This is a genomic window from Clostridium sp., assembly GCF_021372645.1.
Lineage (GTDB): Bacteria > Bacillota > Clostridia > Clostridiales > Clostridiaceae > Clostridium.
Map to the genome: position 1 here is coordinate 1 of NZ_JAJFUC010000062.1, position 22,970 is coordinate 22,970.

Below are 22,970 nucleotides of genomic sequence, written 5' to 3' on the forward strand. Positions count from 1 at the left end.
TTTGTTATGTTCAAAAATAATTATTAACTCAAAATGGACTCATTTTTATCATAGATTTTTACTCTGTTTATTCAAAAATACATAAAAAGAGGATGTTGCTCAAAATGATTTGAAAAATCATTTTGCAACACCCCCTTTATAAATATAAACTAGAGAGGAAGCGTGAGGGAATGTTAGATATACAAAAACAATTTATAAGTTATAATAGGTCTTCAAGAAGTAGTAATCCAATATATATAGTAATTCATGATACAGGAGATGCAGGGGCAACAGCACAAAACGAACATGATTATTTTAGTGGTGGTAATAGAGGTGCAAGTGCTGATTTCTTTATAGATAGCAATAATATAATTCAAATAATAGATACTGATAATTATTATAGTTGGCATTGTGGAGATGGTGGTGGTTCATACGGAATTACTAATAAAAACTCTCTTGGAATAGAAATGTGCCTTGGTTCAGATGGTAATCCTACTGAGGCTACAGTTACTAATACTGTTAATTTAGTTAAGTATTTAATGAGCAAATATGGGATAGGCATAGATAAGGTTGTTCGTCATTATGATGCAAGTAGAAAGAGTTGTCCAGGCTCATTTATGGCTAATAGTTGGGCAAAATGGTATGTATTTAAAACAAGAGTGCAAAGTGCATCTTCTAGTTCTACTGCTAAGTTAGGTTGGAATCAAAATGCTACAGGTTGGTGGTATTGTACGGATATTGCTAATGGGTATTACTATAAAGACCAATGGAAACTTATTAATTCAGAGTGGTATAGCTTTGATTCTCAAGGATATGCACGTAAATCAGTTTGGTTTAAAGATAAACTATGGTATTATTTAAAGAATTCATGTGTAATGGCTAAATCAGAATGGTTATGGATAGATGGAGAATGCTATTGCTTTAATTCAAGTGGTGCGTTATATGTAGATTGTACTACTCCAGACGGTTATAAAGTAGATGAAACTGGAGCATGGGTGCAATAAATAAATAAATATGTTTAGGGAAGAATGTGCCAGGGTATAGTAGTTATAAACTGATACATTTTTTCAATTCGTTAAGGAAACTTAATTATAATAATATTTTCAGAAAGTTTTTTCATTAGTTGATAGGGTAGTAAGCAGAAATGTTTATTACCCTATTTTTTTTATTCATATTATAAAATAGTATATCTATCTAAGTTTAAGTACTTTATCAAGATTTTGAAATACAGATTGATCATAATCTTGATGAAGGGAAACTTCAAGTACATCATAAAGTTTTTCTAATTGTTTTTGGCTATTCTAGGGGGTTTGGAGGATATATAAATTAAAAAAATAGCTTAGACTACGGAATACATCTCTGTTTATAAATGGAGGTGTATTTTTGTTATTGGAAGATTTATTGGAAGAATATATTTTAGAATTAGAAATACAAAACTATAGTCAAAAGACAATAATTTCTTATAAAAGTAGAATATTAAATTTCTGTAATTATTTAAAAGATAAATACAATATAAGAAAAGTTGATGATTTAAAAACAATTAATATTAAATCTTATGTAGCAGGATTAAAACAAGCTCAAAGAAAAGCAACTTATATTAATTCAATTATAAAAAGTTTACAATCATTTTTAAAATATGCAAAAGAAGAAAATTTTATTGAAAATAATCCAGTTATCGATGTTAAACTATTAAAGCAAAATAAGCCAATTATTAACGTATTTACAGAAGAAGAAGTTTCAAGAATGATAAATACATTTCAAGGTAATAAATTTTTGCCAATTAGAGATAAGGCAATTTTATGTGTATTGGTAGATTGTGGAATTCGATGCTCAGAACTGCTGAAACTAAAATTAAATGATATATCAGATAACTATATCACTATAAAAGAGCCTAAAAACAGAAAAGACAGAATTGTATCTTTAAGTCCATACACAAAGAAAGCTATTACGAGGTATGTAAGATGCAGAGAAATCTATTTTATTAATAAGACATTAGATGTAGATGCACATTTGTTTTTATCTTATCGAGGAAAGAAACTAACAGTTGAAGCTGTAGAAAGAGTAGTAAAAATAGCAGGGCAAAAAAGTAATGTTGATTCAGGTATCCGCTGTTCTCCTCATACTTGCCGTCATTACTATGCGGTAACAAGTTTGAAAAATAATTTAGATTTATACAGTTTATCCGTTAATCTTGGGCATTCAGATGTCTCAGTAACAAGTAGATATCTAAAAGGATTAAAAGATAAAGAAATAGTGGAGATGAGTTCAAAAACGAGCCCTCTCTCTAATTATAAGAAATAGGAGTTGATAAATATGTTAGAGATAACAACTAAATATGGTTGCTTTGGACATTTTAAAGACGTTTTACTATTTATGCAAGAAGAACATTTACGGGATATAGAAATTACAGAACTTAAATATTTTTTTAGTGAGATATTTGGAAAAGGTGTTTACACATTGAATCAAATTAAAGAAATTTTACAATAAAAAAACAACTAGGTACTCTGCAAAAGTATCTAGTTGCCTAAAACAATAATTGAATACTGTTTATAATTCATACCCTCAAAAAGGTACTTAATCACTGTAAATTAATAGTACCACAATTTTGAAAAAAATAAAAGAGGGTATGGCTTATTAAGTTCGGAAAATTTTAACTGAACTTTACTTGCTATGCACTGGGACAAGTATAAAATATCTTAGTAAGTAGCCTCGCTGATGCAGAAATGAAGGTCGGACATGTTATTATTCTCTACTTTAAGAATATGCCCGTTAGTCGGGTACATATGACCGTCTGAAAATTATATGGGTGTTATTAGGGAACTGGTTCATTAGAACGGGATTTAAGTCAATAGTATACATATTGCAGGGCAACAGTTTGCAATTATGGTAAAGGCTTATTTATAAGTAGAGTGTTAAAGCGAGGATACAATTCAGTAACATGCAGAAACAAGTCTTAGGTTTAAAAACTTAGGGCTTATTGCGTTTCGCTTCAAAAGTGTCCACAGGTAAATGCAATATATCAGCTTTGAATCCATAGTCAACTAGAAAATTAGAATATAACAATCCTAATATGTAAATACTTAATCTAAAGCGAGGTGTTTGATATATGAGAGCAATAGAATTGGGTTGTATTTTTATTTCAGGAATAATATCTGGATGTGTTATATTTCAAATGATTAAGATATGGGCGAATAGATAGGAATATATTTTAGATAGGCTAGGGAATAATCCTTAGCTTATTTTTTGCGTTAAAAAACAAATTAAATAAATAAACGAGAAAAGCTAATATAAGCGTTAATACGCATTATTACTGGTGTTATTGGAGATGTTGGTGGATTTAGAGTTGAATATTAAGAATATATTTTTACATATTTTTCAATAAAGGTCTTAAGAATGGCTTAAATAGGTTAAAAAATAATAACAAATAAATTAAATAATTAAATAGAATAAAATAGAAGAAAATAAAAAAATAAGAGTAAATGTAGAATTTTTGCATAAAGTAAACCTGTAAATATAAATTATATTATTTAGGAGGTATGCTATGCAAAAAACTAATGATACAAAATCTAAATGTAATTGTTGCAAAGAATGTTTGAAAAAATGTAAAAATAGAACAACAGATTGGTTATCCAAACGAACAGATTTTGAGATGTATCCAGCTCAGTATTATTTTTTTTATGAAGAATATAGAGTGAAAGATATAATTTCATTCACTAAAAACGATAAAGTGTTATATAATTATTTAATCGATAATAATATATTAGGAGAAAAACTTTGCTATCTAGAAATAGCTAATAAATTATTATTAAAAGATGATGAATATTATCTAAATAAAGAAGAAAATGTTGACAGCATATTGGATTATTTATATTGGTCTTATGGAAATCCATATGATACAGACAATTTACTAAGAAAACATTTTGTGAAAGAGGCAATGAAAGAATATAAGTGTAATTGTAAAGTGGAATGGGAATATAGTTGTATAAACTATGCTAAAGCATTAAGATATGTAGAGGATATGTGGGATTGTATGCCAGCGTTATACATTCCATATGTTAATGAATATACCAAAAGAAGAATTATTTCTCAGCAAAAAAATGATGAATTTCTATATAAATATATACTAAAAAATAATCTTTTAGAAGATGATTTGTGCTATTATAGCCTAGCATGTAAATTGCTTATTGAAGAAAATAGTTATTTATTAATTGAGCATGAAGGAAATTTAAAATTTTTAATTGATTATCTTGTGTGGTCATATGGGTTGCCATATGATGAAAATAATTATCTACGAAAACAAATAAGATTTAAAAATCAGAAAGAAATAAAAGAAAAATATAAAACTACGATACAGAAGAGAAGAATAGGTCAAGCGGAATACAGAGAAGATTTAATAAAATACTATGGAAAGTGTCAAATTTGTGGTATTGAGAGTAGAGAGTTATTAGTGGCAAGTCATATAAAGGATTTTAGTAAAAGTGAAAACAATGAAGCTACAGATTTATATAATGGATTTTTATTTTGTAACGGACATGATGGAATATTTGATAAAGGATTAATTTCTTTTACAGATGAAGGGAATGTTATGGTATCAAGTAAATTATCAAAACATGATTTAGATATAATAAAACCAGAAACTATTAAGATGAATATTTTAGAAGAACAGAAGAAATATCTAAAATGGCATAGAGAAAACAAATTTAAAAAATAAATTATTATACCAAGGCTACCTAAATAAATAGGTGGTCTTTTCTTTTGTTTGTTCTCACAAATGGGCATGAGCCATTAGGTGCACGATTGTGACCCTAAAATATTTTGGAGCGACATTATGTCCTAGTCCTAACCTTAGTTCCATATTTGGCACTAACAAATTTTTTAAATATTCCCTTGTAATTTAAAGGAATTTATGCTGAATTGTAGAATTAAATCTATGAGGAGGTGAGGGGATGGATAGAACTTATAAAAAAGGAATATACAACTTCTGTAATAAAAAATGGGATGAATTAAAAGAAAAAGATGGTGGCTATTTTCCGAGTAAACATGATGATGTAGTCTTTGAAGAAACTGCTAAGCATTTTAATTTGTCAATAGATGAAGTGAATAAAATATTTAGTGAAGTATCAAAAGAAATAGCAGATAATAATATAAAAGAATTGACTCAAGAAGAAATACTACAACAAATTAAACAAATTGTAGGAGATAATGCTGAAAGTCCTTGGGCAACAAAATAATTTATTAAGAATCCTATAAAAGGATTCTTTTTCTATGCAAAAAATAGAAGCACCAACTTTAGTGCTTCTATTTTTCATTCTCATCTTTTATATATTCAATTATACCATTAAGCCCGCAATTAAAATATTCACAAAATTTATTTAAGTGCTCTATAGGAAGATTGGACGAAGAGTAACATAATTTAACAACAGAATAAATTTACTCAATATTGAAGGACTTATGAGGTTCTTTTTTTATTGTCCTAAATTGATTACTGAATAATTATTATGTAAAGTAAAGTATGCTCAGAAGAGTAATAACTCCAAATGTTGCTACTCTTTTTAATTTAAACTAAACAATAAAAAATAATAGGAGAGTGATATATAAAATGAATATTATAGATGCAGGATTACAATTCAATGGTTCTTTTACTTATGGGAATGTACCAAATAAAATTGTATTACATAATGCAGATGCTTCAAATTGTACCGTTCAAGACATTCATTCATGGCATTTAAACAATGGGTGGATAGGAATTGGATATCATTACTTTGTAAGAAAAGACGGTTCTATTTATAAGGGTAGACCAGATAATGTTATAGGAGCACATTGCCAAGGTAGCAATACTGGAAGTTTAGGTATCTGTTTTGAGGGTGCTTATATGACTGAAACAATGACTTCTGTACAATATGATGCAGGTATAGAATTAATTAATTACTTATTTAATAAGTATGGAACATTAGCTATATACGGTCATAAGGAACTTTATTCAACAGATTGTCCAGGAACTAATTTTCCATTAAGCGATTTTAAGAATATGAAAACTAATAATACAATAGGCTATGTTGTAACTCAATATTTACCTAATGGAAGCAATGGAGATAACTCTTTTAATGGAGTAGATGCAAATTATGTATTGAAATATTTTAATGGAATTAAGTGTTATTTTCGAGGCAATGCAAAAGGATGTTGGATTGAAACACAATATTTGGACATTGAAAAATGCAACGAATTAAAGTCAATTTTAGGTTCATGGTTTTATTCAATAGAACAATAATAGAAATGGAGTGATATAAATGTTAAATTATTTAGAAAAATTCAAAAATACAGGGACTATAATTTCATTGGTGGGATTCACAGGCTTATTACTTAATCAATTTGGAGTAAACGTAGATTTACAATGGCTTAATACTACTATTAATATTGTATGTTTAATTTTAGTGGTTTTAGGGATCTGTAATAATCCTCATACAGAGGGATTAGATTTACCAATAGCAAAAACAGATGAAAAAGCAGAATAGGAGGTACATAAAATGACAGAAGATTTAATAGAAGATAAAATCAAAACTTATGGAGAAAGATTGAATAATCATGATTGTAGGATAGATAAAATAGAACAGGAAGTTGCGAGTTTTAGAACAGAACTTAAAAATTTGTGTGAAAATCTCAAATCCTTAACGGGTGTGTTAAAAGGCCTTATTGGACTTGGAGCAACATCACTTGTAGGCTTTTTTATTTATGTGATTCAAACATTTATAGTTAAATAATATGTTATAATACATAAGGCTAAATTGCACAAATTCAAGCCAATACATAATAGGGATAGTAGACAGAAGAAATTCTTGTTTTACTATCCCTATTTTTTTCTTTTTTTCTTGACTTATTTGATTAAATACTGGATTAATCACTATTAAAATTATAATGATTAATCATCGATAAATTTTGCATTAAATATTGATTTTTTTTTCATTATAATGATAATATATACATATATAGACATGAAGTTACATAATTATATAAAAAATGGGAACTGTGAAGAATTTTCTCTATTTGGGCATCTTGAAAATTCAGAGTTAATGATGCAACCGACCAATTGAAGTTAATTGATTTTTTAATTGATTAATTTTATTTGGTCTTTTTTATTTATAAATTAGTAAAAGATAAATAAGTTGAATTTACAAAAAAATTATTAAGTAAGAGGAGTGAATATGTTATGAATGTAAATGGTGAAATTATGAGGGGTATAAATGATAATTTGATGAAAAATTCTGATTTGAAAGTTATTGCTGGGTTAAAAGATTTGACTTTATTAGACATGTTTGCTTTAATAAATACTGTTAAGATGAGAGATAAATTATGATATATAATATAAAAATTACTTTAAAGTAAAGTAAAGAAAAAAGAAGAGAAAAATAAATCAAATAAATTAGAGGGTAGTAGAGAGAGTAATCTTTTTATTACCCTTTTTTTCGTTTTTTGCCATTATATTATGGAAATTATTGTAATTATAAAGTATAATATAATTATATTTGATAAGTATATGATAAGTAGGTGAGCATATGGGAGTAAAAAAGATAAGCGTAAGTTTCAAAGATACAGAATTAGAAAATAAATTGTATGATTTTATGAAACAACAATCTGAACTTAAAGGGCATAGTGCCTATTTAAAAGAATTAATATACAAAGATATGATGAATAAGGCTAAAAAAGAATAGCCTTATTTTTTTACACTAATTTCCGAAAAAGAGGTACTTTTATTCAAATAGGAGCATAAGATATATCAAAGGATGTAAAGAGAGGTAAGAAGTATGTCAAAAAAAATAAGTATAAGTTTTAAAGAAAAAGAAATAGATTTACTTAAATATCTACAATCTAAATTAAATTCTAGTTATTATATTAAGACCTTAATATTAGAAGACATGAAAAATAACGAATTAAAATAGGAGGTTATGAAATGTTTGACTTAGATATAAAGTTATTTAGCCTTTTATACAGTTGTTGCAAGAGTTTAGGAAATATATTCGGATTTGGAGCATTTGAAGGAATGATAATGTATAGTAGTGTTATTTTATTAGGTATAACAGAAGTAACTAATTCTAAGAAGGTTAAAAAATCATAGTTGAATTAGCATTATCTATAGGTGGTGTTTATGTACACCATCATTACATTATTAGCTTTACCAGTATTAATAAAATTATTCACAAATCTAGGATTATGGAAGTTGAAGTTATTACCTAAATCAGTAATTTCTGCCGAAATGGTAGTAGATAAAATGAATAGGAGCAAAATTAGAAGTGCCAAAGTAGAGATAGCTTATGCCTATACTAAAACTGAATTTCACGATAAATTCAAGGCAAAGGAACTTGATAGAAGGCAGATTTTAGCTATTAGAAAGTATTTAAGCCAAAATGTTAATCAGTATCTAAAGAAGAAATTTAAAAATGATATACATGCTATTTACGTTATGCTGGGAGCTAAGGATATTAGTAGAAGGAACTTAGAGATAGTACAAAAAATAATTGCTTAATTAATCATTGAAGGCTAATACGATAATCCATATTAGCCTTCTTTTTGAAATTATGTCTTGTAATTTGTTTTTACAAAGGATATAATCCAACTATGACATATAACATATTGATTAAGTATTGTATATACCCTTTGATTATGTTATATATCACAATTTAATATTGAATAGAGATGTATAATTTAATTCTATAAAACCTCTATAACTCCCTATCTATCTAAGTTTAAGTACTTTATCAAGATTTTGAAATACAGATTGATCATAATCTTGATGAACTGAAACTTCAAGTACATCATAAAGTTTTTCTAATTGTTTTATGATTTGATCCAAAACTGAGTCGTTTTTTACTAATAAAAACATCTTACTTGTAGAACCATCACCTATTTGTGCACATAATATTCCCTCAAGATTAAAGGCCCGGCGAGCAAAAAGTCCAGTTATATGACTCATGACTCCAGAATGATTTCTAACAAGTAATTCAATAAGATAAAAATTAGTATTAATCATTAAAGTTTTCACCACCTATCATTTCTATATTTGAATTGCCAGGAGCAACCATTGGAAGAACATTTTCTACTTCGGAAATAGGTATATTAATCACACATGGTCCTTTTATAGATAATATTTTTTCTAATTTTCCTAAAGGATCTTCCTCATTACTTAAATCACAAGACTGAATACCAAAACCTTCTGCTATGATCTTAAAGTTTGGATTTGATATAAAATGTGATGCTATATAATGCTCATTATAAAATAATTCTTGTTGTTGACGTACGAGTCCTAAATGATGATTATTTAATATAATTACTTTTACATTAAGGTTAAAGTCAGCTAGTGTCGCAAGTTCTTGAATATTCATTAAGATAGAACCATCACCACTAAAGCAAACTATAGTTTTATCTTTGTTAGTTAAAGCTGCACCTATGGCTACAGGAAGTCCAAATCCCATGGTTCCAAGACCGCTTGAAGTTAAAAAGGCTTTTGAATCTTTAAAAGGATATCTTTGAGCTACCCACATTTGGTGCTGACCAACATCAGTAGTAACAATAGTATCACTTGGTACTTTGCTACCTACAAAAGTAATTATATTAGCTGGGTGTAATATATCTTCATAAGAGGGTAGTGGATATTTTTTATTAAAACATTTTACCCTTTGAACCCAAGAATTTCTAAGTTTAGCTTCAATATGTGGAAGAATATCTTCTATAAAATCATTAATGCTTGCAACCATAGATAAGCTGCTTGTTTTAATCTTATTTATTTCAGAGGGATCTATATCAATGTGGATAATTGAAGCATTAGGACAAAACTTTTCTACATTTCCTGTAGCTCTATCATCAAATCTTACACCTAAAGCTAAAATCAAATCAGTTTCATTAAGTAAATAATTAGTAGAAGGTGCACCATGCATTCCTAGCATTCTAAGGCTTAACTCATCATCACATGGAAAAGCACCAAGTCCCATTAGACTTAAAGCTACTGGAATATTACTTTTCTTTGCAAATTCATATAAAGCATTAGAAGCATTACAATTAATAACACCTCCACCTGCATAAATTATAGGCTTTTTTGAATTATTAATTAATTCTGCCATACAATACAGAGTAGAACCCTTCAAATCTTTTCTCTTAGAAAAATTCTTATGTTCATAAATATTAGAAGTAAACTCTTCTAATTCAATAACTTCTGTTTGTATATTTTTAGGAATATCAATAAGTACAGGACCAGGTCTTCCTTCTAATGCTATTTTAAAAGCCTCGGGAATAACTGTAAAAAGCTCATTTATATTTCTGATTAAGAAATTATGCTTAGTAATAGGAATTGTTAAACCGTAAGCATCTACCTCTTGAAAAGCATCTGTTCCTATAGCAGATAAGGGAACTTGCCCCGTTATTGCAACAAGTGGTATAGAATCAAGTTTAGCATCTGCAATGGCAGTTAAAAGATTAGTTGCACCAGGACCAGAGGTTGCAAAGCATACACCAACTGTATTTGTACTTCTTGAAATTCCTTGTGCAATAAAACCAGCCCCTTGCTCGTGACGAGCTAGTATATGTTTAATTTTACTTTTGTATAGAGCATCATATATTGGGAGATTAAATCCTCCAGGTATACCAGATATATATTCTACACCTTCATTTTCTAATAATTTAATAACAATTTCAGCACCATTATATTTCAAAAAAATCACTCCTTACATAAATATTTTTAATTTGTATAATAAGAATCTATGAATCATAAGAAAGTTTTATTTATTAATTTGTATAAATTTTGTATAATAAAAAAACTCTTCATCCTATAACAATAGGACGAAGAGAATATCATCGCGGTACCACCTAAATTTGTATAATTAAATACACACTCATCATAATACAGGCGAAAAACACCAATATTACTGTCCTTTTAACCGTAGACTATCCGTTTAATTCTACTCTCAATCAAGATTTCGATTAAAAGCTCCTAGGCTACATTCCAAATATATCTCATGAGAATTTACAGCCAATATTCTCTCTCTGCGTTTTGATTATATGTGTACTCTTCCTTATCTCTGCTTTTGAATTATTAAGTTTGTATTAATTATATTCAAAAATAGTAAGACTTGTCAATAATATTTTCTGAATATTATGATAAATATTATTGACATATCACATAATATTCAGAAAATTCACAGTGAATAGTTTAGTTTATATAATAATTATTATGTAAACTAAACTATAGTAAATTAGATTAGTGTAGTAATATTTCTTAATAAAAATACAAACTCTATAATGATTAAAATATTCGCATGGAAATTATTTCCTAAGAAATAATTAATAAACATAATTTTTAGTCTTTAATTTTGGATTATTAACTTACTGTGTTAAAATAAAGAGTAGATCATTACATAAAGGAGTTTAAAATAAATGAATATAATTACTTTAGAGAATATAAATAAAAGTTATAGTGAAAAAACATTATTAAACAATGTATCCCTAGGTATTAATGATGGAGATAAAATTGGTTTGATTGGAATAAATGGTGCAGGTAAATCTACATTTTTGAAGGTTGTGTCAGGGCGTGAAGAATTCTATGAAGGAAACATAACCAAGGGCAAGAATGTTAGAATTGAATATTTAGATCAAAACCCAATTTTTGATGTAAATGCAACTGTTCTAGAACAGATATTTAAAGGCGATACTAAAGAAATGAAGCTCCTTAAAAAATATGAAGAATCATTAGATAAAATTAATTCTTGCAAAACAGAAGATTTTGATTTATTAAATAAAGATTTAATTAAACTACAAGAACAAATTGATTCGTTAAATTTATGGGATTTAGAAAGTGAAGCTAAGACAATTTTAACTAAGCTTGGAATAAACGATTATCATGAAAAGGTAGGAAATTTATCAGGAGGACAAAAAAAGAGAATTGCACTTGCATGTTCCCTTATAACTCCATGTGATCTTCTTATATTAGATGAGCCTACGAACCATTTAGATTCAGATTCCATAGAATGGCTTGAAGACTTTTTAAATGCACGCAAAGGTGCTCTTTTAATGATTACTCATGATAGATATTTCTTAGATAGAGTTACAAATAGGATTATTGAATTAGATAGAGGAGATATGTATTCTTATCCAGGTAATTATACAGCATTCCTTGAAAAGAAAATAGAAAGACTTGAAACAGAGCAAGTTCAAGAAGACAAAAGAAATGCATTAATAAGAAATGAATTAAAGTGGGTTAGACGTGGTGCAAAGGCTAGAACTACTAAACAAAAGGCTAGACTTCAAAGATTTGATGAACTTGTACATACTGAAACTATAAGAAGACAAGAAGATGTTGATATTTCTCTTGTTGGTTCTAGACTTGGTAAAAAAGTTGTTGAATTGTATGATGTTTGTAAAGCATTTGGAGATAGAAAATTAATTAAAGATTTCAATTACATATTTTTAAGGGATGATAGAGTTGGGATTGTTGGAGAAAATGGTGCTGGAAAAACAACTTTAGTTAATTTACTTAGAGGAAAACTTCCTTTAGACAGTGGAACAATTGAAATTGGTGATACAGTTAAAATAGGTTGTTTTGCTCAAGACAATACTAATATGGATCCAAAACTTAGAGTTATTGATTATGTTAAAGAAGGTGGAGAATTTATACCTGTAGAAGATGGAACAAAGATATCAGCATCAAGTATGTGTGAAAGATTTTTATTTGATAGCACAATGCAATATACTCCAATTGAAAAGTTATCTGGTGGGGAAAGAAGAAGGTTACATTTACTTAGAGTTCTTATGGAATCGCCAAATTTCTTAATATTAGATGAACCTACAAATGACTTGGATATTGAAACACTAAAAATTTTAGAAGACTTTTTAGATAAATTCATGGGTGTAGTAATTGTTGTATCACATGATAGATACTTCTTAGATAGAATATGTAATAAAATTTTCTCATATGAAGGAAAGGGATTAATTAAAGAGTATAACGGTAACTATAGTGATTTCTTAATTTCAAAAGAAATAGAAAAGGTTAAAGAGGAGACTAATACAGCTCTCGATAAACCTAAGGAAGAAAAAAGTAAGGGAACTAAGGAAAGAATTAAAGATAATAAGCCAAAGTTTACTTTTAAAGAACAAAAGGAATTTGACGAAATAGACGATAATATATCTAAATTAGAAGAGAAAATTGAAAATTTAGAAAAAGATATGACCCAAAATTCTTCAAATTATGGTAAACTTAATGAGTTAATGAAGGAAAAAGAAGAAGCACAAAAAGAATTAGAACATAAATATGAACGATGGGAATATTTAAATGAAATTGCAGAAGCAATTGAAGAATATAAGGCTAATAATTAAATATAACAATAATAAATTGAGGAGGAAGGGATTATTTTTAAAGGAAACTCGACTCACTGCGTTCGTTGAGTAAGTTCAAGGAACCAAATATAAAATTTGGACTCTCACTTAAGAATAATCTCATTTAACTATTATGGAATTACATATTTACTTAAAAGGGAAAACAGAACCAACCATATTTAAAGGGGATAGAATAGATGTTTTAGATATGGAGCTTCAGGGCAAACATTATAAGCAAATAAGATATTTTAGAAAAGGAATTTCTAAATCTCAATATATTAGTATAGATTTAATAAATAAAATTAAAACATTTGAATAGAACAGTAAATAATTGAAGAAGTTACAAAATAAAAATGCAGGTGATAAAATTGATAAAACAAGTTTTCCTAGAAGGCTTTAATAAAAGCATAACAAATTCATCACGCTTAAAAGGTGAACGTGTCTTAAAAAATGATTTACTTAGAGAGTTAAATGTTAGTGTAGATAAAGATAATATTAAAATACGTTCTCAAGTAGTTTCTGAAAGTCTTCTTAGTGAATATTTATGTAAGCTTGAAATTGATAATGAAACAAAAGAAGTTATAGGATCTTATTGTAGTTGTATGGATTTCGAAAAAAATGAATTTACAAAGGATAATTATTGTTGCAAACATTTAGTAGCTACCTTTTATACATTTTTACGAAATATTGATGATGATGATGAATTAAGAACTAAAATAACAAACAATATTAAGCCTAAGAAAAATAAATCTAAGTTCAAAGAAGATACTAATGATGATTTATTATCACTACTTATTGGAGATAATGAAAAGGAAAAGATTAAATTTGAAATTACTATAAATAAAAACAATTGGTCTTCTAAACTTCAAGCTGAATTTAAAATAGGTTTCAAAAGTAAAAGTAATAAAATGTATATGATTCGCGATATCAATCAATTTTTAGTATCTCTTTATAATAAAGTTCCTATTAAATATGGAAAGGAATTTATTTTTGATATAAAAAATCAATGTTTTTCTTATGAAGAGAAAAGATTAATAAAATTTATTTATAATATCAAAAATATGGCTGAACACGATAGAAATTTTAAGCGGCATCAAGATAAACTAATAGATGGAAAAACTTTAACTATTCCTGATGTTATGTTCAAGGAATTTTTATACATCATAAAAAAGAATAGAGTATATTTAGGCGATGGCTTCTTTTGTCGAATATTAGAATCAGAAATAATAGAAGGCGATATGCCAATTCCATTCTCATTATTGAATAAGAAGGATTCTATAATGCTTGAAGCTCCCAATGGAATACCAGAGTCTTTAACACAAAATGAAGATGTATTTTTATATGGAACTACAATTTATCTTCCTTCAATAGAGCAGTGTGAAAGGTTGTCTCCTTATTTAAAGATTTTTAATGCTACATCTAGAGTAAGTTTTAATAAAAATCAGGAAAATAAGATTTTAAAAGAATTAATACCATCTATACAAAAAATCACGAGCGACTTAACTTTATCTAAGGATATAAGAGATAAAGTTATTATCGGACCAGTCAGTTTTAGATTTTATTTTGATAAAGACAAGGACAAAGACATATCATTATTATTTAAGGTATCTTATGAAGGTCATGAGTTTAATTACTTTGAAGAATATAATGATAAGGTTATTTATAGGGATACTAATAAAGAACATGAAGTCTTTGGAATGCTTCGAAGTCTTGGATTCGAAGAAGTTGATGGAAGGTTGTACTTTTTCAGAGATGATGCTGATGCTTTCAAACTCTTTAAATATGAAATAGAAAAGCTTCAAAGATATGGTGAAGTATTTTATTCTGAAAGATTTAAAGGATTGAAAGATTTTAAAAAGTCTGATTTTAAAGGTGAAGTTAGAAAAGGAAAGTTTAATTATTTTGAATTTCAATTTAATATTTCTGACATATCAGAAGAAGAAGTTTCAAAGATACTTAGAAGTTTCAGAGATAATTTAAAATATTATAAACTTGAAAATGGAGAATTTTTGGATTTAGAAGATGCAACTCTTCAAGAAGCGTTAACTCTCATAGATAACTTGCTTTTAGAGGATGAATTAAAGAATAATTCAATTCAAATTCCAATGAATAAAGGGGCTTATCTTGAAGATTATTTAAAGGAAAAAGAGCTTAGATTTATAGAAAGCTGTGATGAAATCAAAGATCTTAATGTCAAATTAAGAAATATTAAAGATAAATCATTTCAACCGCCATATGGACTTCAAGCTAAACTTCGTGAGTATCAAAAGGATGGATATAATTGGTTTAGAACTTTAGATTATTTGGGTTTTGGAGGAATTCTTGGTGATGAAATGGGACTTGGTAAAACCCTTCAAACCATAACCCTATTACTTTCAAAGCCAAATTCTAAAACACTTATTATTGCACCTACTTCTTTAATCTATAATTGGAAAAGTGAATTTAAAAAGTTTGCTCCATCTATGAAAATTGGAATTTCAAATGGAATTAAAGAAGAAAGAGAAGAGTTAATTAAAAATTATAAAAATTATGATGTGATATTGACTACTTATAATCTTTTAAGACGTGATTTAGAATTATATGATATGGAATTTGATTATTGTATTTTAGATGAAGCTCAAAATATTAAAAATCAAGCTTCATTAAGTGCTAAATCAGTTAAAGAGATAAAATCAAGAGTTAGATTTGCATTAACGGGAACTCCTATCGAAAATTCTTTAATGGAACTTTGGTCAATATTTGATTTTATAATGCCTGGATATTTATATAATGAAAAAAAATTCGTAACAAGATATCATAGAAGGCTTGATGAAGGTCCAGAAATATTGGAAGAGTTAAATAGGCTTGTAAAACCATTTATTCTTAGAAGATATAAGAAAAACGTAATTAAAGAATTACCAGATAAAATAGAAAAGAGATTACTTGTACCGTTAAGTGATGAGCAAAAAATCGTATATGAAACTTATGCTAATTATGTTAAAGATTTAATTCAAAAGAAAGTTGAAGACTTTGAATTTAGTAAAAGTAAAATTGAGATTTTATCTTATATAACAAAACTTCGCCAAATATGTTTAGATCCTTCTGTTACAATGGATAATTATGTGGGGACTAGTGGTAAAATAGACGCACTTATTGAGCTTTTAGAACAAAGTATAGAAGAAGGGCATAAAATACTAGTATTCTCTCAATTTACATCTGTGCTTAAGAATATAGGTAAGATACTTAAAGAAAAACATTTCTTATTTTCTTACTTAGATGGTAAAGTTTCATCACTTAATAGAATGAAGATGGTTGATGAATTTAATAATGGAGAAAATACTGTATTTTTAGTATCCCTTAAGGCCGGAGGTACAGGACTTAATTTAACTAGTGCAGATATAGTAATACATTTTGATCCTTGGTGGAATCCAGCGGTTGAAGATCAAGCTACAGATAGAGCTCATAGAATTGGTCAACAAAATGTAGTTGAAGTAATTAAACTGATTTCAAGTGGAACTATCGAAGAAAAAATAGTAGAGCTTCAAGATTCTAAAAGAGAATTAATAAATAAAATTTTAGGAGATGATCTATCTGTAGGAGCATTTATAAATACTTTGAAAGAAGATGAAATCTTAGATTTGTTTAGCTAATAACCATGTGAGTACACATTCAGATATAATTTAAGCCATGACTGCGGTTAATTCTTAAATACTTCTAATAGTTCAAGTATAAGCTATATTAGCTTTTGGGTAATACATCTAAACTTTTACTCTAACATTTTAACTACCTATACATAATTCAATGCCAATAGTATAATCATTTTGTTAAGAATATTTTTGTTAAAATTGTAGGGAGGAATTGTTTTGTCAGAAAAAAATAAGAAATATAATATTACCAGGGCTATTAAGTCAAAAGATAAGGAGAATCCTGGAGTTATAGTTGAGGCTGAAAAGCCTTTATCACAGTCAATGTTATGGAAATTACAAACGGATTTCTTTGCAAATCAGGGTCCAGAGGCGTGGATTAAAGGAATTGTGCCTCAATATATAACAACAAATCCTTACATTGCAAACCAATATGCTAAAACTGTCTTTGGGTATTGCAGAGATTATGCTGCAAGGGAGGATATAGATAAAAATACCGTCATATACATAATGGAGCTTGCAGCAGGAGTAGGACGATTTACATATACTTTTCTAAAAAGATTTTTACATCTAATTGAAAATTCTTCACTAAAAGGTCTAAAGTTTAAATACATAGTAACAGATTTTGCGGAGAGAAATATTGAATATTGGCAAAACCATAGTTTTTTAAAGCCTTATTTTGAATCTGGAGTGCTTGACTGTGCAACCTTTGACATAGCTAAAGATGAAGAGGTTAGGCTTAGATATAGTGGTGAAGTTTTATCAAGTGGTAAACTAAAAAATCCTTTGATTTTATTTGCTAATTATACCTTTGATAGTCTTCCACAAGATACTTTTTATGTTAATGAGGGAGAACTTTTTGAAGGCTTAATTACAGTAACATCTCCAGAGGATAAGGGTGATCATGAGGATAAATCAATCTTAGCAGGTTTAGATTATTATTATACAGATAAAAAAATTGAGGGTAATGATTATTACGAAGATAATAATTTTAATGATGTGCTTATACATTATAAAAATTCTTTAGATGATACAGCGTTTTACATGCCTATAATTGGCTTAAGGTGTATTTCAAGATTAAGAAAGTTATTCAATGATGATATAATTCTAATATCCGCTGACAAGGGTTATAAAAGTGAAGAAGCTATGTTTAAAAACTATCATCCATTTTTATCAAAACATGGATGTATTTCTATGACAGTCAACTTCCATGCTATAGATTTATATTTTAAAGGGCTTGGTGGAAAGGCCATACATAGTATATATGAACACGAAAATATAAATGTATCTCTGTTTTTATTGAGTAAGAGTAATCATGATTTTGTAGAGACTTCAATGGCTTATAAGGATATTATTGAAAGCATAGGACCAGATGACTTCTATAATATGAAAAAAGCGATTATGCCTTTAAGTAAGTCTTTAACTACCAAAGAACTTTTGACCTTCCTAAGGTTTACAGTTTGGGATGCAAGAACCCTACTTGAATTATATAACATATTACTTGAAAGAATACCAACTGAAGAAAACTTCCCAAAAGATGAACTGACTGATGCAATCAATAAAGTTTGGGAATATTATTTCCCTATTGGTGAAGAGGGAGATTTAGGCTATTATTTTGGCTCAATCTTAGGTTATCTTGGTCACGACAATGATGCTCTAAGATTTTTTGAAACTTCATTAGAATTTTATGGTGAGTGCCCTGAAACTAATTATGAAATTGCACTTTGCTATTATAATCTGCAACAAATTGATAGAGCACTTGAGTATACAGAAAAATCCTTGGTTTTAGATCCGGATTTTGAACAAAGTAAAAATTTAAAAAACATGATTGAAGACATATTAAACGAGAAGTAGAGTTTTAACATTTGGTATAATTATTCAAGACACACCTCACGTTGAAACTACTATCCAACATGAGGTGTGTTTTACAATCATAACAAAATATTATTTATATTTTTTTAATCTTACAATTAACCTGAGGGATAATCTTCATTTTTAGTTCTCTAAATTCCAATTTTCTTCTGTTGCATATATTGAAACTCCATCTTTTTCGCTTGTTTTATATATACTAACTCCATTTGAAAGTAAGTTATTGTAAGCAGAATTTTCACTTGCTTTTTCATCTTTCAAGATATCTACCTTTATGTTTTCTGCTACCCCCTTATACCTATACTCATTAGTAATATTATTCCTTGAATTTATAAGTGTTCCAATTTTTATTGTGTTAACTAGAAACTAACAAACTCTTAACACAATCCTAAAGTTTAAATTCCTTCTCTTATAATAAGATAATATTAGAAGGAAATGGAAAGTTTGTTTCATATTAAAAATTACTATTGTAAAACTTAAAACATAGTGTTAAAATGTCAATGGGTAGTATCTTAATAGAGTTGCACTAAATTTTGAGCATTAAAATATATAATACAACTCATATCTATATGAATGAGATTGAAAGAAATTAGGATGTTGTATCACGCACATGGAGGTGATACTATTAAAATTGGATTTATTGGTCCTGGGAAGGTAGGCGTGAGTTTAGGACGCTACTTTACTCATAAAGGGATAAAATTAAGTGGCTTTTATGGAAGGAATATAAAATCAACCAGAGACGCAGCTAATATTACTAAATCAAAACTTTATGATAACATTCAAAATATTGTTAAAGAAAGTGATATATTATTTATTACAACACCTGATGATATGATTTCAATTATAGATAGAGAATTATCAAAATTTGATCTAAACAACAAATCTATTTGCCACACAAGTGGTTCGCTTAAATCGAATGTATTATGTAATGCCAAACATTCTGGTGCACTGATCTATTCTATACATCCCATATTTGCATTTTCAAATAAAAACACAAATTTAAAAAAGTTAGAAGATATATATTTTTCAATTGAAGGTGATGATTTAGAGAATTCATCTTTAAATAATAATATTAATGAAGGAAATTTTCCAATTATTAATCTGATTAAAACTTTGGGGAATAAGTTTTTCATAAGAAGTGAAGAAACCTCTTCAATTTACCATTTGGCTACTGTATTTGTTTCTAATCTTACTTTGTCTTTGTTAGAGATAGGTACAAGTTATCTAAAAAAACTTGGATTAAATGAAGAAGACGCTTTAAATGCCATTAAACCATTAGTTCAAGGTAATATTGACAGTATTATTGAAAATGGTTTTATGAATTCTTTAACAGGGCCTATATTAAGAGGGGATATTACTACTATAGATAAACATCTTTCTGTTTTAGAAAAAGAAGATAAAGATCTTTATAAGATATTATCTTTAAATTTATTGAAACTTGTAGCTTTAAAAGAAAATAGTAATATAAGCAATTCACAAAATAAACAAGGCTACTCTTTAAATATTGAAAATGAAAATATACTTCAAATTTTATTAAATAATTCAGAAAAACATTCTGTAATATATAAAATTTTAGGGGGATTAGATTAGTGAAGAATACAGTATTAACTTTTAAGCAAGCTAAAAATGAAGGAACGAAGTTAAGTATGCTTACTGCATATGATTATTCAATGGCAAAGATTATTGATGAAAGTGGAATAAATGCTATTTTAATTGGTGATTCTCTTGGAATGGTTATTAAAGGAGAAGAAGATACATTATCTGTTACTATGGATGAGGTAATTTATCATACAAAGGCTGTTAAAAAAGGTGCAAAAAATGCTCTTATAGTAAGTGATATGCCTTTTTTATCTTATCATGTATCTATAGAACAAGCAGTTTTAAATGCAGGGAGATTAGTTAAAGAAGGTGGAGCAAATGCAGTTAAGCTTGAGGGTGGAGCAAATGTTTTAGCACAAGTTAAAGCAATTGTAGATGCTCAAATTCCTGTAATGGGTCACTTAGGACTAACTCCTCAATCTGTTAATGCTTTTGGAGGCTTTAAAGTACAAGGTAAAAATGAATCAGCTGCTAAAAAATTGATAGAAGATGCTGTTCTTTTGGAGAAAGCTGGTGCATTTTCAATTGTACTTGAAGGAATTCCAGAAAAGGTAGCAGAATTTATTACAAATTCAGTATCAATTCCAACAATAGGTATTGGTGCAGGTAAAAATTGTGATGGACAAATTCTAGTTTACCAAGACATGCTTGGAATGTTTAATGATTTTGTACCAAAGTTTGTTAAACAATATGCCAATATAGGTACAGTTATGAGAGAAGCTATTAGTTCTTATGTTTACGAAGTACAAGAAGGAACATTTCCAGAAGAAAAACACACTTTTAAGATTGATGAAAGTGAACTACAAAAATTGTACTAATGGAGAAAGAGGGAAAAAAATGTTAGTAAAAGAAATTAAAGAACTTAGAAGTTTAATTAAATCATGGAAAAGAGAAGGCCTTTCAGTAGGTTTTGTTCCAACAATGGGAGCTTTACATGAAGGACATGAAAGCTTAATAAAAAAGGCAGTAGAAGAAAATGATAAAGTAGTTGTTAGCGTATTTGTTAATCCAACACAATTTGGACCAAATGAAGATTATGACAGCTATCCAAGAAATATAGATAAAGATTTAGCTATTTGCTTAAATGCTGGTGCAACTGTAGTTTTTAATCCAGAACCAAGTGAAATGTATTTTAATAATAAATCAACTAGTGTTAGTGTCTCAGACCTTACAAGTGTGCTTTGTGGTGCAAAAAGACCAGGACATTTTGATGGAGTTTGTTTAGTTGTTTCTAAGCTTTTGAATATAGTAACGCCAGATAAAGCTTATTTTGGTCAAAAAGATGCTCAACAAGTGGCTGTTCTAAAAAGAATGGTTAGAGATTTAAATATAGATGTAGAGATAGTGGCTTGCCCAATAATCCGTGAAGAAGATGGACTTGCTAAAAGTTCAAGAAATACTTATCTTTCAAAAGAAGAAAGAAAGGCAGCATTAGTATTAAGTAAAAGTTTGGAACTAGCTAAAGATTCATTAAGAGATGGTGAAAGAAATGCTAATAAGCTTAAGGCAATTATAAAAGAAGAAATAAGTAAAGAGCCATTAGCTAAAATCGATTATGTACAAATAGTTGATAGTGATTCTTTAGAAAATGTTGAAGCTATAGAAAAGAATGTATTAATTCCAATAGCTGTTTATATTGGAAAAACAAGATTAATAGATAATTTCACATATGAAATATAATAAAACTTTAGGAGGAATTTTAAGATGATACTTACAATGTTAAAAGGAAAGATACACAGAGCTACAATAACTCAAGCTGAATTAAGCTATATGGGCAGCATTACTATAGATAAAACATTGATGGAAGCTTCGAAAATAATAGAAAATGAAAAAGTTCAAATAGTTGATGTAAATAATGGCGCAAGATTTGAAACATATGTAATTCCTGGAAAGAGAGACTCAGGAGTTATTTGTGTAAATGGTGCTGCAGCAAGACTTGTAGAACCTGGTGATAATGTAATAATAATTTCTTATGCACAAATGCATGAAGATGAAGCTAAAAAGTATAAACCAGCTGTTGTATTTATGAATGATGATAATACAATAAAAGAAATCACAAATTATGAATCTAATGAATAAAATTTGATTCGCAATTAGTAATTATCTTAAGAGAGTGAGATTTATTTAAAATTTCACTCTCTATTTCTATATAGCATGAATAAGTATACTTTCAGTACGCATTTCACCAAATTCATCTTCAATTATTATTTGAAACAGATCCAATCCACAGAATCTCCTAGTTGATTTATATATAAGAGTAGATGGACCTAACAAGTATAATTTTCCGTACATAGGTCTTGATTTAATTTTTATGCAACTATTAGCGTTGCAGTGATTTATAATTTGTAAATCTAACACAATAGATTTACAAGCACGTACACAAAATGGTTTAACTTCCTTGATTTTTACTTTAAAGTTACAAGGATGTACTGTAAATCTGCATTTTTCTTTGCAAGTTTCTTTCTTTTTCAAAGTTACACGACCTTTTTCTTTTAGAGTTTACATTTCATAGTATGCTTTTAAATTAATAATTGTACCATTTTTAAA

General features: G+C 28.0%; 26 protein-coding genes, 1 pseudogene, 1 riboswitch and 1 other annotated feature. Of the genes and pseudogenes, 21 read left to right on the forward strand and 6 right to left on the reverse strand.

The window, feature by feature from the left end; all coding sequences use genetic code 11:
- Positions 1 to 170 precede the first annotated feature (170 nt).
- Positions 171 to 983 (forward strand): N-acetylmuramoyl-L-alanine amidase, encoded by an 813-nt coding sequence (locus LLF98_RS10360; RefSeq protein WP_291703244.1) that lies wholly within the window; start codon positions 171 to 173, stop codon positions 981 to 983.
- A gap of 186 nt (positions 984 to 1,169) precedes the next feature.
- On the opposite strand, the pseudogene LLF98_RS15425 reads toward LLF98_RS10360, so the two are convergent.
- Positions 1,170 to 1,271, reverse strand: a pseudogene (locus LLF98_RS15425) (acetolactate synthase isozyme 1 small subunit); the annotation flags it as partial.
- Positions 1,272 to 1,362: 91 nt separating this feature from the next.
- Between LLF98_RS15425 and LLF98_RS10365 the strand changes: the two are divergent.
- From LLF98_RS10365 to LLF98_RS10380, 4 genes are all read left to right on the forward strand, one after another.
- Positions 1,363 to 2,280, forward strand: coding sequence for a tyrosine-type recombinase/integrase (locus tag LLF98_RS10365; RefSeq protein WP_291703247.1), 918 nt, complete (start codon positions 1,363 to 1,365; stop codon positions 2,278 to 2,280).
- Positions 2,281 to 2,292: 12 nt separating this feature from the next.
- Entirely contained in the window at positions 2,293 to 2,466 is a 174-nt protein-coding gene (locus LLF98_RS10370) for a hypothetical protein (RefSeq protein ID WP_291703249.1), read from the forward strand.
- 1,054 nt (positions 2,467 to 3,520) lie between these two features.
- Positions 3,521 to 4,690 (forward strand): HNH endonuclease, encoded by a 1,170-nt coding sequence (locus LLF98_RS10375; protein ID WP_291703251.1) that lies wholly within the window; start codon positions 3,521 to 3,523, stop codon positions 4,688 to 4,690.
- A 235-nt stretch (positions 4,691 to 4,925) separates the two neighbouring features.
- Entirely contained in the window at positions 4,926 to 5,210 is a 285-nt protein-coding gene (locus tag LLF98_RS10380; RefSeq protein WP_291703253.1) for a hypothetical protein, read from the forward strand.
- A 67-nt stretch (positions 5,211 to 5,277) separates the two neighbouring features.
- Here LLF98_RS10380 and LLF98_RS15430 read toward each other — a convergent pair whose 3' ends face one another.
- Positions 5,278 to 5,409, reverse strand: a complete 132-nt coding sequence (locus LLF98_RS15430) for a helix-turn-helix domain-containing protein (protein ID WP_366512094.1) — start codon at positions 5,407 to 5,409, stop codon at positions 5,278 to 5,280.
- Positions 5,410 to 5,578: 169 nt separating this feature from the next.
- Here LLF98_RS15430 and LLF98_RS10385 point away from each other — a divergent pair, with 169 nt between their 5' ends.
- From LLF98_RS10385 to LLF98_RS10420, 8 genes are all read left to right on the forward strand, one after another.
- Positions 5,579 to 6,247, forward strand: a complete 669-nt coding sequence (locus LLF98_RS10385) for a peptidoglycan recognition family protein (protein ID WP_291703255.1) — start codon at positions 5,579 to 5,581, stop codon at positions 6,245 to 6,247.
- A 19-nt stretch (positions 6,248 to 6,266) separates the two neighbouring features.
- Positions 6,267 to 6,491 (forward strand): hypothetical protein, encoded by a 225-nt coding sequence (locus tag LLF98_RS10390; protein WP_291703257.1) that lies wholly within the window; start codon positions 6,267 to 6,269, stop codon positions 6,489 to 6,491.
- Between the two features lie 12 nt (positions 6,492 to 6,503).
- The gene (locus LLF98_RS10395) at positions 6,504 to 6,737 is read left to right on the forward strand and encodes a hemolysin XhlA family protein (RefSeq protein WP_291703259.1); all 234 of its coding nucleotides are present in this window, start codon (positions 6,504 to 6,506) and stop codon (positions 6,735 to 6,737) included.
- 249 nt (positions 6,738 to 6,986) lie between these two features.
- Positions 6,987 to 7,070: riboswitch (cyclic di-GMP riboswitch) on the forward strand.
- 113 nt (positions 7,071 to 7,183) lie between these two features.
- Complete coding sequence (locus LLF98_RS10400; protein WP_291703261.1) at positions 7,184 to 7,330, forward strand: hypothetical protein; 147 nt, start codon at positions 7,184 to 7,186, stop codon at positions 7,328 to 7,330.
- 199 nt (positions 7,331 to 7,529) lie between these two features.
- Complete coding sequence (locus LLF98_RS10405; protein ID WP_291703263.1) at positions 7,530 to 7,685, forward strand: hypothetical protein; 156 nt, start codon at positions 7,530 to 7,532, stop codon at positions 7,683 to 7,685.
- 93 nt (positions 7,686 to 7,778) lie between these two features.
- On the forward strand, positions 7,779 to 7,913 hold the full coding sequence (locus LLF98_RS10410; RefSeq protein WP_291703265.1) for a hypothetical protein: 135 nt from the start codon (positions 7,779 to 7,781) through the stop codon (positions 7,911 to 7,913).
- Positions 7,914 to 7,924: 11 nt separating this feature from the next.
- Positions 7,925 to 8,089 (forward strand): hypothetical protein, encoded by a 165-nt coding sequence (locus LLF98_RS10415; RefSeq protein ID WP_291703267.1) that lies wholly within the window; start codon positions 7,925 to 7,927, stop codon positions 8,087 to 8,089.
- Between the two features lie 30 nt (positions 8,090 to 8,119).
- On the forward strand, positions 8,120 to 8,497 hold the full coding sequence (locus LLF98_RS10420) for a hypothetical protein (RefSeq protein ID WP_291703268.1): 378 nt from the start codon (positions 8,120 to 8,122) through the stop codon (positions 8,495 to 8,497).
- 210 nt (positions 8,498 to 8,707) lie between these two features.
- Here LLF98_RS10420 and ilvN read toward each other — a convergent pair whose 3' ends face one another.
- The gene (gene ilvN, locus LLF98_RS10425; protein WP_291703269.1) at positions 8,708 to 9,001 is read right to left on the reverse strand and encodes an acetolactate synthase small subunit; all 294 of its coding nucleotides are present in this window, start codon (positions 8,999 to 9,001) and stop codon (positions 8,708 to 8,710) included.
- Positions 8,994 to 10,676, reverse strand: coding sequence for a biosynthetic-type acetolactate synthase large subunit (ilvB, locus tag LLF98_RS10430; protein ID WP_291703270.1), 1,683 nt, complete (start codon positions 10,674 to 10,676; stop codon positions 8,994 to 8,996). The genes ilvN and ilvB overlap by 8 nt, the downstream gene beginning before the upstream one ends.
- 120 nt (positions 10,677 to 10,796) lie before the next feature.
- Positions 10,797 to 11,052 (reverse strand) — a binding site (T-box leader).
- A gap of 345 nt (positions 11,053 to 11,397) precedes the next feature.
- Between ilvB and LLF98_RS10435 the strand changes: the two genes are divergently transcribed.
- The 4 genes from LLF98_RS10435 to LLF98_RS10450 all read left to right on the forward strand — a co-directional run bounded on the left by LLF98_RS10435 (position 11,398) and on the right by LLF98_RS10450 (position 18,809).
- Positions 11,398 to 13,332, forward strand: coding sequence for an ABC-F family ATP-binding cassette domain-containing protein (locus LLF98_RS10435; RefSeq protein WP_291703271.1), 1,935 nt, complete (start codon positions 11,398 to 11,400; stop codon positions 13,330 to 13,332).
- Positions 13,333 to 13,465: 133 nt separating this feature from the next.
- Complete coding sequence (locus LLF98_RS10440; protein WP_291703272.1) at positions 13,466 to 13,651, forward strand: hypothetical protein; 186 nt, start codon at positions 13,466 to 13,468, stop codon at positions 13,649 to 13,651.
- A gap of 49 nt (positions 13,652 to 13,700) precedes the next feature.
- Positions 13,701 to 16,961 carry an SNF2 helicase associated domain-containing protein gene (locus LLF98_RS10445; protein ID WP_291703274.1) on the forward strand — a complete coding sequence of 1,087 codons (3,261 nt, stop codon included), beginning with the start codon at positions 13,701 to 13,703 and terminating at the stop codon, positions 16,959 to 16,961.
- Positions 16,962 to 17,174: 213 nt separating this feature from the next.
- Positions 17,175 to 18,809: a tetratricopeptide repeat protein gene (locus tag LLF98_RS10450; protein WP_291703276.1), complete on the forward strand. Its 1,635-nt coding sequence runs from the start codon at positions 17,175 to 17,177 to the stop codon at positions 18,807 to 18,809.
- 141 nt (positions 18,810 to 18,950) lie between these two features.
- Here LLF98_RS10450 and LLF98_RS10455 read toward each other — a convergent pair whose 3' ends face one another.
- Positions 18,951 to 19,085: a hypothetical protein gene (locus LLF98_RS10455; protein ID WP_291703278.1), complete on the reverse strand. Its 135-nt coding sequence runs from the start codon at positions 19,083 to 19,085 to the stop codon at positions 18,951 to 18,953.
- 312 nt (positions 19,086 to 19,397) lie between these two features.
- On the opposite strand from LLF98_RS10455, the gene LLF98_RS10460 reads away from it, so the two are divergent.
- Genes LLF98_RS10460 through panD form a run of 4 tightly spaced genes read left to right on the forward strand, consistent with a single transcriptional unit; the run spans position 19,398 to position 22,502 of the window.
- On the forward strand, positions 19,398 to 20,414 hold the full coding sequence (locus LLF98_RS10460) for a DUF2520 domain-containing protein (protein WP_291703280.1): 1,017 nt from the start codon (positions 19,398 to 19,400) through the stop codon (positions 20,412 to 20,414).
- Positions 20,414 to 21,241, forward strand: a complete 828-nt coding sequence (panB, locus tag LLF98_RS10465) for a 3-methyl-2-oxobutanoate hydroxymethyltransferase (RefSeq protein WP_291703282.1) — start codon at positions 20,414 to 20,416, stop codon at positions 21,239 to 21,241. Before LLF98_RS10460 ends, panB begins: the two co-directional genes overlap by 1 nt.
- Before the next feature lie 19 nt (positions 21,242 to 21,260).
- Positions 21,261 to 22,103: a pantoate--beta-alanine ligase gene (panC, locus tag LLF98_RS10470; RefSeq protein WP_291703284.1), complete on the forward strand. Its 843-nt coding sequence runs from the start codon at positions 21,261 to 21,263 to the stop codon at positions 22,101 to 22,103.
- A 24-nt stretch (positions 22,104 to 22,127) separates the two neighbouring features.
- On the forward strand, positions 22,128 to 22,502 hold the full coding sequence (panD, locus tag LLF98_RS10475; protein WP_291703286.1) for an aspartate 1-decarboxylase: 375 nt from the start codon (positions 22,128 to 22,130) through the stop codon (positions 22,500 to 22,502).
- Positions 22,503 to 22,568: 66 nt separating this feature from the next.
- On the opposite strand, the gene LLF98_RS10480 is transcribed toward panD, so the two are convergent.
- Positions 22,569 to 22,895 (reverse strand): hypothetical protein, encoded by a 327-nt coding sequence (locus tag LLF98_RS10480; RefSeq protein WP_291703288.1) that lies wholly within the window; start codon positions 22,893 to 22,895, stop codon positions 22,569 to 22,571.
- Positions 22,896 to 22,970: the final 75 nt, after the last annotated feature.

Excerpts from the sequence above, each read along its gene's own strand:
- LLF98_RS10360 (WP_291703244.1), top strand. The coding sequence starts at position 171 with ATGTTAGATATACAAAAACAATTTATAAGTTATAATAGGTCTTCAAGA.
- LLF98_RS10415 (WP_291703267.1), top strand. The coding sequence starts at position 7,925 with ATGTTTGACTTAGATATAAAGTTATTTAGCCTTTTATACAGTTGTTGC.
- LLF98_RS10440 (WP_291703272.1), top strand. The coding sequence starts at position 13,466 with ATGGAATTACATATTTACTTAAAAGGGAAAACAGAACCAACCATATTT.
- LLF98_RS10380 (WP_291703253.1), top strand. The coding sequence starts at position 4,926 with ATGGATAGAACTTATAAAAAAGGAATATACAACTTCTGTAATAAAAAA.
- LLF98_RS10370 (WP_291703249.1), top strand. The coding sequence starts at position 2,293 with ATGTTAGAGATAACAACTAAATATGGTTGCTTTGGACATTTTAAAGAC.
- LLF98_RS10405 (WP_291703263.1), top strand. The coding sequence starts at position 7,530 with ATGGGAGTAAAAAAGATAAGCGTAAGTTTCAAAGATACAGAATTAGAA.
- LLF98_RS10400 (WP_291703261.1), top strand. The coding sequence starts at position 7,184 with ATGAATGTAAATGGTGAAATTATGAGGGGTATAAATGATAATTTGATG.
- LLF98_RS10385 (WP_291703255.1), top strand. The coding sequence starts at position 5,579 with ATGAATATTATAGATGCAGGATTACAATTCAATGGTTCTTTTACTTAT.
- LLF98_RS10420 (WP_291703268.1), top strand. The coding sequence starts at position 8,120 with ATGTACACCATCATTACATTATTAGCTTTACCAGTATTAATAAAATTA.
- LLF98_RS10435 (WP_291703271.1), top strand. The coding sequence starts at position 11,398 with ATGAATATAATTACTTTAGAGAATATAAATAAAAGTTATAGTGAAAAA.
- LLF98_RS10390 (WP_291703257.1), top strand. The coding sequence starts at position 6,267 with ATGTTAAATTATTTAGAAAAATTCAAAAATACAGGGACTATAATTTCA.
- LLF98_RS10410 (WP_291703265.1), top strand. The coding sequence starts at position 7,779 with ATGTCAAAAAAAATAAGTATAAGTTTTAAAGAAAAAGAAATAGATTTA.
- panD (WP_291703286.1), top strand. The coding sequence starts at position 22,128 with ATGATACTTACAATGTTAAAAGGAAAGATACACAGAGCTACAATAACT.
- LLF98_RS10395 (WP_291703259.1), top strand. The coding sequence starts at position 6,504 with ATGACAGAAGATTTAATAGAAGATAAAATCAAAACTTATGGAGAAAGA.
- panC (WP_291703284.1), top strand. The coding sequence starts at position 21,261 with ATGTTAGTAAAAGAAATTAAAGAACTTAGAAGTTTAATTAAATCATGG.
- ilvN (WP_291703269.1), bottom strand. The coding sequence starts at position 9,001 with ATGATTAATACTAATTTTTATCTTATTGAATTACTTGTTAGAAATCAT.
- LLF98_RS10375 (WP_291703251.1), top strand. The coding sequence starts at position 3,521 with ATGCAAAAAACTAATGATACAAAATCTAAATGTAATTGTTGCAAAGAA.
- LLF98_RS10460 (WP_291703280.1), top strand. The coding sequence starts at position 19,398 with ATGAGATTGAAAGAAATTAGGATGTTGTATCACGCACATGGAGGTGAT.